5 protein-coding genes and 1 pseudogene are annotated in these 11,113 nt (G+C 69.6%); 2 read left to right on the top strand and 4 right to left on the bottom strand.

Annotation, left to right across the window (positions count from 1 at the left end):
- Positions 1-101 precede the first annotated feature (101 nt).
- Positions 102-623 carry a Uma2 family endonuclease gene (locus tag ACFV6I_RS09685; RefSeq protein ID WP_380424198.1) on the top strand — a complete coding sequence of 174 codons (522 nt, stop codon included), beginning with the start codon at positions 102-104 and terminating at the stop codon, positions 621-623.
- Between the two features lie 339 nt (positions 624-962).
- Here the strand turns inward: ACFV6I_RS09685 and ACFV6I_RS09680 are convergent, their stop codons facing one another.
- The 4 genes and pseudogenes from ACFV6I_RS09680 to ACFV6I_RS09665 all read right to left on the bottom strand — a co-directional run.
- On the bottom strand, positions 963-1,535 hold the full coding sequence (locus ACFV6I_RS09680) for an Imm1 family immunity protein (RefSeq protein ID WP_380424196.1): 573 nt from the start codon (positions 1,533-1,535) through the stop codon (positions 963-965).
- Positions 1,535-6,199: a polymorphic toxin-type HINT domain-containing protein gene (locus tag ACFV6I_RS09675; protein WP_380424194.1), complete on the bottom strand. Its 4,665-nt coding sequence runs from the start codon at positions 6,197-6,199 to the stop codon at positions 1,535-1,537. Before ACFV6I_RS09675 ends, ACFV6I_RS09680 begins: the two co-directional genes overlap by 1 nt.
- Positions 6,200-6,504: 305 nt before the next feature.
- The gene (locus ACFV6I_RS09670; RefSeq protein ID WP_380424192.1) at positions 6,505-8,478 is read right to left on the bottom strand and encodes a trypsin-like serine protease; all 1,974 of its coding nucleotides are present in this window, start codon (positions 8,476-8,478) and stop codon (positions 6,505-6,507) included.
- Positions 8,479-9,014: 536 nt separating this feature from the next.
- Positions 9,015-9,197 (bottom strand): annotated as a pseudogene (locus tag ACFV6I_RS09665) (IS6 family transposase); the annotation flags it as partial.
- Positions 9,198-10,048: 851 nt separating this feature from the next.
- Between ACFV6I_RS09665 and ACFV6I_RS09660 the strand changes: the two are divergent.
- Positions 10,049-10,435, top strand: a complete 387-nt coding sequence (locus ACFV6I_RS09660) for a hypothetical protein (protein ID WP_159398741.1) — start codon at positions 10,049-10,051, stop codon at positions 10,433-10,435.
- Positions 10,436-11,113 lie beyond the last annotated feature (678 nt).

Here is an 11,113-nt window from a genome sequence, read left to right as displayed (position 1 = left end):
GAGCGGGGGGCGGTTGCGCGCCCCAGACCCGTCCGGCGCCCGCCCGGAGTGGTCTGAGAGATTTTCTCTTTCTGCTCCCCCCTCTCCCCAGGCCGTGGACCGTGGACGACGTCCTGGATCTGCCCGAGGACACCCACCACCGGGTCGAACTCCTCGGAGGTGTCCTTCTGCTGAGTCCTCACCCCGATGTTCCCCACCAGCGCGCCGGCTCCCGCTTGGCCGTACTCCTGGACGCCGCCATCGGGGCCCGCGCCGCCCCATTCGAAGTCCTGACGGCGATCAACCTGGTCGTCCCGGACGGGCTGCTGATCCCGGACCTGGTGGTCGCCGACGCCAACGCGGCCGCCACGGCCGACCTCACCCTTCACGGCCGCGACGTCCTGATAGCGATCGAAGTCACCGCGCCGTGCACGCGCGTGGCCGACACCGTGCTCAAGTCCGCGATGTACGCCGCGGCCGGCATCCCGCACTACTGGCGCCTCGAACTCGAACCCGCCCCCCGCCTCTACCTCGGACACCTCGACCGCGGCACCTACACCGACCGCCTCGTCCAGACCGGCGAGACCACCCAGCTCACCGACCCGTTCCCCCTCGACATCGACCCGGCCAAACTGCGCCGGTAGCCCCACGAACACCAAGACGGCCAGGCACCTCAGGCGAGGGGCCTGGCCGTCGGCCCGGCTGGCTTCTACGGCCCGAACCTGGGCCGGCACTGAGTCGCTCCGGTCGCTGCGCCGGATGCCTCGTCCGCTACGGGCCCGTTCCTGCTGGCCATGTCCGTAGGCCAGCCCGGCAAGCGGCCCGCCTTCGAACGTCTGGTGGCGCCGACCCTCACCGTTCCGGTGGGGCCACTGGACTCCGTCGCAGACACAGGTCAGGCCGGAGCCGTGGTTGGCGCCGGCCTGACCCGCACTGCTATCTCACGGCCTGCCGGATTTCCCAAGCAGAGAAGCAGGCTGCAGCTAGACGGCCCAGGGGGATCCGTCGTCGTACTTGACCGGGACAGGTTCCCGATCCTCTTCTACGTCGATTTCTTCGAGCTGTGGCTTGTCGTGTCGCTGGCCGTTGATGTCGCCGGTCACCCAGGCGATGCACTCGGGGCGCGCACCCGTGCCCGAACGGCAGAATTCCTCGATAGCGGCTCTGACCTGGCCGAGTGGAATTGCGCTGGCCGGGTCGTGAAAGCGTGGGTATCCAGGGTCGGACACCAGGCTGGAGTCAACGCGAGACGGCGTTGGGTTGTCGGAGATCCAGGCATCGTCGTAAATTCCACCCCGTCGAGGAGGGCGGCCATCGGTGAACCAGATGACGGCGCCAAAGCCGGTCGTCTCGTTGGCTGCAACGCGCAGGTTGGCACTCGGATATTCGGCCTGCGGTTCGGTAAACGAGAACCAGGCCTCATGCCGTGCGACTGACCGTCCGTCCGCTGTCGTGCGCGGGCTGATGAAACGGATGGCCTCGGTGATCAGGTCATCGCTCTCCTGTCGGCTGACCGGATATCGAAGCTCAGAGTCATACGAAATTGTGAGAATCATTATTGTGTGGTTCTCTTCCCTTGAATCGGAGGAGTCGCGTCCAGTATGTGCTTCTCGGCATTCCACCACCGGATCACCATCGTCTGGTCCGTGCGCAGGATCGCTGCCGCCGAGGAGGCGCAGGAGTACGTCTTGTTGATCATACAGACCCCTTCCTCCTTGTTGATGACGACCTCAATATACTTGACGGCCTTGTCTTTGGCGGCATCCCAGGCGATCTTGGTTTCCACGTGATCGGCCGTTGGGTAGACGGTGTGATTCGGGGGGAGGCTGGGGGCTCCGTTTTTCGGGTCCATGAGGAAATCGCTGATCTGCTTGAATTCATCGCTCCGCCCGCTGACGACCTTGTCGCCCCAGGGGACCATGGCGTTCCCCGAGGGGATCCGCGCCAGACCCCTGGTCCGGTCGGTTGGCAGATCGCGCCGCCCGAGATCCCTCAAGATGGGGAAGATCTCGGCGCACAGTTCCTCGTATGTGGCGTTATGGACAAGGAGCGGGGTCTCGCCAGCGAGGACGAAGTAGGTATGGAGATCGTCGACGGTGAGGTTGTAGGCGGGCTCGAGGCCGGTCCAGTGCCGGATGGAGACAACCTGGACGGTAGCGCCGGTGTCGGTACGCAGGACGTCGTCAACGCGAATGTCAGCCGCGTCGGTCCAAGCGTGACTCGATTCGACCCAGAACGGGTGGTGATCGGTGGCGGTGACTACCTCCGGGCCGCTCTCACCCCGCCGGACTGTGATCTCGGTAAAATCACGGTCGTCGGGGGTGCGGATGGTGTTGGTCACCACTTGGGGACCTGTACGACCGGTGAGCGGATCCGATGCGGTAACAAGGTCGCCAACTTGGATCGTCTCGATAGGCCGGGTGGTCCCGTCACCCATGAGCACCCTGGTGCCGGCGGGGAAGCTATTAAGCTTTGGCGGAATAGGGCAGGACCGGGCCCCTGCCTCGAAGGCACCTTCGCCTGCAAATGCATTTAGCATTTGCGGGGAGACATTTGGATCTTTACGTAGGGCGTTAAGGGCGTCCTCCGTGCCGACGCCATCCTTGAGGGTGAGGCGGAACTTGGTAACGAGTCCGGCTGTGGCGGTGAGGCTCTTGACGAGGGCCTGGTTTGTCGCCCCGAGTGCGGCGTCGAGTGCGACTGTCGCTTCGGCGATGCCGATGCCGGTGGCGGTGGCGGTGCGGAATGCCGCTATAGCCTTCGCACCCTTGAGAACGGTGGCGGCGGGGAGAAGGTTCGCGAGAGCGAATCCACAGGCCGCCGTGGCGCCGGGGTGGTTGATGCATTCGATGGCGTCGCCGTACAGGACGTTGGCCAGGAAGCCGGCCCCGGCGCCGCTGTAGCAGACTTCGAGGAAGCAGACCGGGGCAGCACCACTGGCGAAGAACTGTTCACGAGTCACCTGGATGGTAGCTGTGACCGTCTTGCGGTCCAGGGTCGTGCTGCTGAGCACGATGGTGTCCCAGACGCTGTACTTGCCCCTGCACTGCTCGACCGTCAGGCCGGGCTCGGGGCAGGTTCGCATGAGGTAGTCGACGGTGCCGGTGAACTGGGCAGTGGTCGTGACGTCGCAGACCAGCACTCCCGCATCGTTCTTGTGCCAATTGCCGTCGCCGTAGACGAGTCTGTCTGTCACCCCCATGGTGCCGTGATCGCACCGCTCGAGGTTGTCGGCAATGACCTTCTTCTGGAAGCCGGGCCGTTCAACGACCTCGACGTAGTAGGCGCTCTCGTCTCCGTTGGTACCGGCTGTCCCGGAGACGACGGCCTGGCGGGTGACATCCTCCGTCTGCTGCTTCGACATGATCAGCTGCGCGGCCTCCCGGGCGGCCGCATACGCTTCGTCCCTGCTCTTGGCAGCAGCGGCTGCCGAGGCCTTCGCCTGGTCGGCGGCCGTCTTGGCGTCGGCCGCGAACTTGCTCGCCTTGGCCGCATAGCCGGCGGCCGCGGCGGCCGAGGCACTGGCGCGGCTGGCGGCGTCGGTGGCGGAGGCGGCGGAGGCCTGGGCCTGCTTGGCGTACTGGGCGGCCTGCTGGGCGGAGGCCTGGGCCTGCTTGGCGGAGGCGGCGGCCTTGGCGGCCCAGTCGGCGGCGGTGTTGGCGCTGGTGCGGGCCTGGTTGGCGTAGCCGGCGGCTTCGTCGGCGGCGCCGCGGGCGTCGGCGTAGGACTGGGCGGCGTCGGCCGCGTGCTGGCGGGCGAGGGCGACCTGGCCGTCGATGGTGGCGAGGTAGGAGGTGATGGTGGCCACGTGGGTGGCGGTCAGCGCGTCGCGTTCGCGGGCCTTGAACAGGCCGCTCTGCAGGAACGGCTCGAGACGGTTGGTGGGGCCGGACATGACGGCCTGGGCCGCTGCCTGGACTTCGGGGCCGCCGGTCGCCATCGCCTGGGTGACCAGGACGCGGTTGTCGTCCTGGCGAGCCTTGTACTGGCCGGTGGTCAGGAACACGCGGACGTCGTCGATGGTGCCGTCGAGCGCCTTGCCGGCGGCCTCCTTCACGCCCGGGCCGCCCGCGGCCATGATCTGGGAGAGCTGAACGCGGTCGTCGTCGTCCTTGCCCGGATACTGCCCGGTGGTCAGGAACGCGCGGACCTGCTCCGGTGTGCCGACGCTGGCCGTCTCCGCGGCCAGGCGCAGCTCGAGCTTGCCGGGGCCTTGGGCGATGGCGAGGGCGCTGGTGCGGTCGTCGTAGTTGCGGGCGGTGGTCAGGTCGGTGGTGAGGAAGGCCTGGACGGTGTCGTCGTCGCCTTCCAGGGCGCTCTGGGCGGCGGCCTTGGTCCACGGGCCGGCGGAGGCCATCAGGCGCAGGGCTGCCTGGCGGCCCTTGAGCACCGCGGTCTTCGCGTCGGTGCCGGCGGCGGTGGCGTCCTTGATGAGCTGCTCGGTGTCGGCGGCGAGTTGGGTGGCCTTGCCGGATTCCCAGGCGGCGGTCTTGGCCTTCTGGTCGGCCTGGCGGGAGGCTTCCTCGGCGGCGGCCATCTCGGCGGCCTGCTGGGCGGTGAGGCGCTCGGTGTCGCTGGCGCGGGCGACGTCGGCGATCTTGTGGGCCTGTTCGGCAGAGTTCGCGGCGGAGTCGGCGGCGGCGCTGGCGGCGGTGGCAGCGGCTTGGGCGGTGTTGGCCCAGGTCCCTGCGTTGCCGGCGTGGTTGGCGGCTTCGTCTGCGGCGGCCGCGGCCGCGTCGGCGTGTGCGGCGGCGGAATTGGCGGCCCGTTGGGCGTCGCCGGCTGCTGCGGCGGCCTGGTTCGCGATCGCGAGGGTTGCCTTCGCCGCGCGGGTGGCCTCGGCGGCCGCGCTCCTGGCGCGGGCGGCGGCCTGGCGGGCGCGGTCGGCGGCGCCGCCGGCCTCACCGGAGTAGCCGGCGGCCTCTGCGGCGGCGTCGGCGGCGGCCTGGGCGTTGACACCCGAGGCGGCAGCGGCCAGCGCGGCGAGTCCGGCCTGTGATGCGGCCCGGCCGGCCCACGCGCTGGCCTCACCCGCGGTGCGGGCGTCGACGGCCGCGTTGCGGGCGGTGACGGCGGCATTGCGAGCCGTGTCCGCCTGGCCAGCGTCACCGGCGGCGCCGGCAGCGGCGGCCAGCGCCCTGGCCGCCGCGTTGCCGGCCTTCGTCGCGGCCGACGCGGCACCGGCCGCGGCGTTGGCGGCCTGGCGGGAGGCCTCGTTGGCGGCCTTCGCCGCCTTCGAGGCGGTCTGGGCGGCGTTCGCGGCCCGGTTCGCCGCGTCCGCGGCGCGGCCGGCGGCGTTGGACGCCTGTCCGGCGGAGCCCTGGGCGGCCTTGGTCTCGGCGGCGGCGCGCTCGGCGGCCTCCTTTGCCAGCTTGGTGGCGTCGAGGGCCTTGCCGGCCGCGTCCTTGGCGGTCTGGGCCTGCTGCCCTGCCTGGGTGGAGGCGTTGGTCGTCAGGTCGGCGAGCTGGGAGACCGTCAGGGTCTCCTGGTCGTGGGCGGCGGCCGTCTGGTAGCCGTACTGGAGGAACAGCTGGACGTCTTCCATGGTGCCGTCCAGGGCGGCGCCGGCGGCCTTCTTCACCTCCGAACCGCCGGAGGCCATCAGCTGGGAGAGGTGGACGCGGTCGTCGTCGTTCCTGGCCTTGAACTGGCCCTCGTTGAGGAATGCCGTTACGTCCGCGAGGGAGCCGTCCATGGCCTTGCCCGCGGCGTCCTTCACACCGGGGCCGCCGGCCGCCATGATCTGCGACAGCAGGACCCGCTGGTCGTCCTCGAAGGCCTTCTTGACGCCCTTGTCGAGGAAGGCCTGCAGGTCAGCCGCGGATCCCTTGAGCGCGGCCGTGCCGGCCTCGCGGACGCCGGGGCCGGACTTGGCGACGAGTTCCTCGATCTGCGTCCGCAGGTCCTGATCGGTGGCTGCCGTCTGGCCGGTGGCCAGGAACTTCTTCAGGTCGTCGTCGGAGCCGGTCAGCGCGTTCTCAGCGGCCTGGCGCACCGCAGGGCCGCCGGACTGCCAGGCGGCAACCGTCCTGACCCGGTCGGGGTTGGGCCCGGTCGCCGGCGGCGTGTCCGCCGCCGCGGCCGGGACGGTGAGCAGGCCTGTCAGCAGGCCTCCGACCACGAGCCCGGCCGCGAGGCGCGACCTTGTGGCCCGTGGGGTCAATGACACCCTCATCGGAATTCGCAATCCATTCTGTTGTCGGGCACCGAAGTGCTGCACGGCCGTAGGTCATCGCGCCAACGGCCCTGGAAACGTTCGGAGAACACGTGGTGGGGCTCGAACCGCCGCACCACAAGGACCTGCCGCCCCACCTGGAGCAGGCGAGGCGGCAGGTGGTCATTGGTCGTGCGTCGGCCGTCCGTCCCGGCCTGTCACCAACCCGCTGGGTCAAGCGGATCCGGCCGGAGTCGGAGATTGGACGGGCGCCGACCGCGCCCCGGGGATCCCGAGGCGGGACGGTGTGCCGGTGAGGCCGGGGGAGTCCGGCCGCGGCCCCACCGGGAGTTGTCGGGCGGTTGCTGCGTTTAGAGGGTGCCGGCGATGGCGGTGCCGGTGTGGTTGCCGTTGACGCCCTGGAGGTTGAGGGCGGTGGGTGCGCTCCAGGTGCGGTCGGCGAGGCGGCCGACGGTGATGACGCGGTTGTCGCTGGTGACGAAGGCGAACTGGGCGTCGCCGTCGACGGGGGCCGCGCTGACCGAGGTGGCGGTGACCTGCCCCAGCACGCTGGTGAGCGGGCCGAAGGGCTGCCAGGTGCCGTCGGAGAAGCGGACGGTGTGGTACTGGGCGCCGGTGTCGGTGACGACCACCAGGTTCATGTCGTTGCCCTGGCGGGCCATGGCGACGGAGGTGACCGAACCGGTGTCACCGGCGGCGTCGGCGACCGCGCCCCAGGCGCCCCACACGCCGGTCGAGCCGATGCGGGCGGTGTGGTAGACGCGGCCGTTCGCGATGGCGGCGACCTGCAGATCGTTGCCGGTGCCGGCGACGGCGACGGCGGTGACACCGTTGAGGGACCCGGCGACGGAGAAGACGGGGCTGAAGCCGGCCCAGGTGCCGTCGGCGGAACGGATCGTGTGGAAGATCTGTCCGTCGGCCAGGACGACGACCTGGAGGTTGGCGCCGGTAGAGGAGACGGAGACCTGGGTGATCCTGCCGAGGTCGCCGACGTTGGTGTTGAGGTCGCCGAAGCCTCCCCAGGCACCGGCCAGGGTGTGGATGGTGTGGTGCAGGTGTCCGTCACCGCCGAGCGCGACGATGTGGGTGTCACCGTTGATGCCGGCGGCGGACACGGCCTTGACCCCGCCGATGTTGCCGGCCTTGGCCTGGACGTCCTCGAAGGGCGTCCAGGTGCCGTCGTAGAGGCGGGTGGCCTGGAACAGGCCGGTGTCGCCCTTGACGAGGGCCTGGGTCTTCCAGCCGAGCGCGGTGGCGCGGACCTGCTGGACCCAGCCGGCGACGTCGTCGACGCGGGTGGAGGTGGCTCCGGTGCGGGTCTCGGTGGCGGGGGTGCCCAGGCAGCCGCCCTGCCAGGAGCGGGAGGCCACCGCGACGACCTCGCTCGTGCCGTTGGCGTCGCGCAGCAGCGGCGCCCCGGCGTCGCCCTGGCAGACCGCCGCGTTTCCGGCGGCCGGCGTGGTGTCGACGGTGGTGGCAGCGACGGTGCCGGTGGTGTGGGTGGCGGCGTGGGGCTTCAGCGGCGCCCACTCGGTGGCGGTGCGCCCGAAGCCGGCCACCCGCAGGCTCTGCCCGCTCGTGGGCGCAGCCGTGGCCAGGGCCGCCGGGGTGACGCCGTCGATCGGGGTGGCCAGGCGGGCCAGCACCAGGTCACGGTCAGAGCGGGTCACCAGTTCGGCGACGGTGGCGGTGTGGCCGCTGACGGTGGCGGTGGTGTCGGCCGCCGGGGCGCCTGACGCCCCGCCGATGCAGCCGGCGGCGGTGAGCACCCAGTAGCGGTCGACGAGCGTCGCCGTGCAGGAACGCGCATCCGCGCGTCCGGCCTGCCCGGCCGTCACAGTGCCGACGGCCGGAAAGTCGGTGTTGGCCGGCGCGGCCGGCCCGCCGGTGGCGTTGAGCTCCAGCAGCGTCGTCTCACTACCCGCGGTGCCGCCCTCGCCGACCGGCGTCCAGACGTTCTTGGCCAGGTCGATCGTGCTGGTGGTGCCGTCGGTGCTGACCGTCGCCTTGACCGTGTGGTCGTCGCCCTTGATGTTGTAGATCTTCGGAATCTCCAACGCCAGGTACCCGGCCGGACCGTTGATCTTGAAGCAGACCTCGCTCGGGTTCGCCGCCCGGCTGTAGAGCTGCACCTGCCCCGGCCCCGCGGTGCAGTCTGCGAGCACGATGTGCCCGTCGCCGCTCTTGAGCGTGATGTTCCGCTCGGCGAGGATCTTCGCGGCGTCCGGGTAGGCGAAGTTCTCCACCGCCACCGGCGCCGAAGCCTCCGCGGCCGTCGCCGCGACCGGCATCGAACCGGCCACCACCGGTATCGCCAGCGCCACGCCCAGAGGCAGAGCCAGTCTTCTAACAGTACGCATTCAAAACTCCCGGTAAAACGCCAGCCGGGAGACGCCAGCCGCCCCCCGCGCCGGCAAAGAGAAAGCCAAGCGGACGCTATCGACCGGGATCCAGCACGTCAAAGCCCCACCTCAACCGACATCAGGCCTGTGACCTACACTCAAGTCCCCACACCACGAAGCCGAAACGACCAAGATGGCCAATCAGATCTGACAGACAATTCAAACCAAAACAGGTCACCGAAACACCAACAGCCGACCATCACAGTTCGATGACGCTTCCTCCGCTCCACAGGCATCCCAGCGCGGGTGTTGTCACGTTGACGGGCGGGTGATGGTCTGACGGGTCGCCAGGGTGTGGTGGGGTCGGGTTCCGGGTCCTGGTTCAGGCTGCAGCGGGCAGGCCGATGCTGCCGGTGATTTGGTCCTAGACGGTGAAGCGGAGGGTCATTTCGAGGCGGTGTCCGACGGCGGTCATCAGGTGTCGTCGGGTTCGGAAGTGAGGGGAGATGCCGCTGAACGACGAAGACCTCGTCGAGATGCCATTTGTCCCCGGCCGCGGGTCGTCGGCGGCGCAGGCCATCGGCGTACACCTGCCCGAACTTCAGGCACCACCGACGCACGGTCTCGTGGGAAACGATGACACCGCGCTGGAGCATCAGTCCCTCGACCTCGCGGAGGCTGAGCGGGAACCGGAAGTACAGCCACTGGACCTGTCCAGGGGCCTGGACGCGTTCATCGGGGACTTTTCGGCCTGACCATCCCGGCCTCCATCGCGTCGGCCTGCAAGACACTGCGCACGACACGGTAGTCGGGGTCGGCGAGACCACCGCCCTTACCACCCCCTTCCCTCTCGACCTCGACCTCGACCTCGACTTCGACCCGGCGAGACTGCGCCGGCCGTCCCGCACGACACCGGGACGGCCGAACCCCCCGACCGCGGGTCCGGCCCTGCGGGCATTGTCTCCAGCGGTCGGTCACAGAGGAGTACGGGCACCGGTTTCCGGTCGAATGCTCCTCAACCCCCGGACGAGCGCTCGGCCCGCTGGCCTGCTACTCGCCAGATCCTGCGTGCTCCCGATCTTCCACTTCGTCTCAACCCTTCTGGCAAAACGGGGGCGTTCCGTCGCGGGGACCACCGGTTGTCCTGCGGGTTCGTGGCCGGTCCCACTGGACCTGGTGGTATCTCACCCGTCTCAGGTGCAAGTCCGCCGATTCGCGGTGCGCGTGGCTGACAATCCCGTCGCGGGCGACGTTCTACCGCTCCGCATGGGGTTCCTCCTTCCTCATCCGGGTGTTGGTCTGCCAACCTGGGGCACGGGGACGGGCACGGTACCAGGACAGCTCGAAGACGCCTGCCCACAGCCTCTGGGCAACCGCTTCCGCTGGGTGCCCCATCGGGCACGGCCCGTCGGAAGCAGGCGTCTTGCAGGTTCCGGTCTCCGATGACGAGACAGGTCCGGCCAACGGCCGGGCCACGACGGGTAATCCGGTGCGGCGGGTGCCGTCGTGCCGGCGAAGCGCACTACTCGCGCCAGACACCGAGGAGCAACGTATGAGGATCAAGGTGGGACGCCGCACCGGAACAGTCGCGGCGGCCTTGGCAATCAGCGCTGGTGTGGTGATTTCGGGGGCAGACAGCGCCGCTGCCTCCGCTTGGGTCCGAACAACCACCAGCAACTGGGTCGGTATCTACAACAACCCCAACACCTCGAGCAAGACCGGCGCGGCGGATCTGCCCCCGGGCTCCGAGATCTGGGCCGACTGCTGGCAGGTCGGCGAGAGCATCGGCAACTGGGGAGACACCTGGTACCGCGTCACCTACGTCTGGTACCCGGGCGCTTCGAACTACGTGTACTCACCGGGTTGGACGTTCGCCGGATACGTCGACAACAACGCGAACACCGTCGACCGGAACCCCAACATCCCTCGGTGTCAATGAACTTGATGCCGACCCGGGCCCCAACTCCGGCTACCGCATCAGCGTCGTGTAGCGCCTGCATGAGGGCATATCGGCGATCTTGGTGACCTGGATCACCGTCGTGACCTCACTCTGCATCAGCACAGGTCAAGCGACGGCCGGGCACTCCAGAGGAGGAGCCCGGCCGTCGTCATGTCAGCAACCGGCTCGGTCCGGACCCTCCCCTTCGGTCTCCCTCTCCCGGGACCCCCGCCTGCCCCGCCAACCAGGCCGGGACCGGGCGGCAACGGCAGAACCGCCGCGGACTGCAGCCGAGTGGATGGCCAGGCACGGCGTGCTCCGCCCCCGCACCCGTGGCCAGCGCCCGGCGGCGCTGGACCCGCCTACCAGCGGGGGGCTCCTCCCCCCGCACCCCCCACCAGCCCTGCGCGGGCTGGACATGCGCTGCCGCGCCCGCCCTTCCCCGGATCCACGCGGAACTCACCTTCACCTGCCGAAGCGGCGGAATATTCCACAGCGTCGAAGACGACGAGGCACTGCTGCGCGCCGGCCGGGCCGTCATCAAGCACTTGACCTGAACGGATGAGGTGGCCGCCTGGCCCTTTCACTCCGTTTTTGGGGGGGGGGGGCGGGGGCAACAGAGTCTGGGGGGGGCCGGGGTGGCATAGACGGGGCGGGTGGTGGGTTTGTTGTGAGAGG

The sequence above is a fragment of the Kitasatospora sp. NPDC059803 genome, from assembly GCF_042732255.1.
Taxonomy (GTDB): domain Bacteria; phylum Actinomycetota; class Actinomycetes; order Streptomycetales; family Streptomycetaceae; genus Kitasatospora.
The sequence above is the reverse complement of the archived record's forward strand: the minus strand, read 5'-3'. Positions and strand labels throughout refer to the sequence as shown.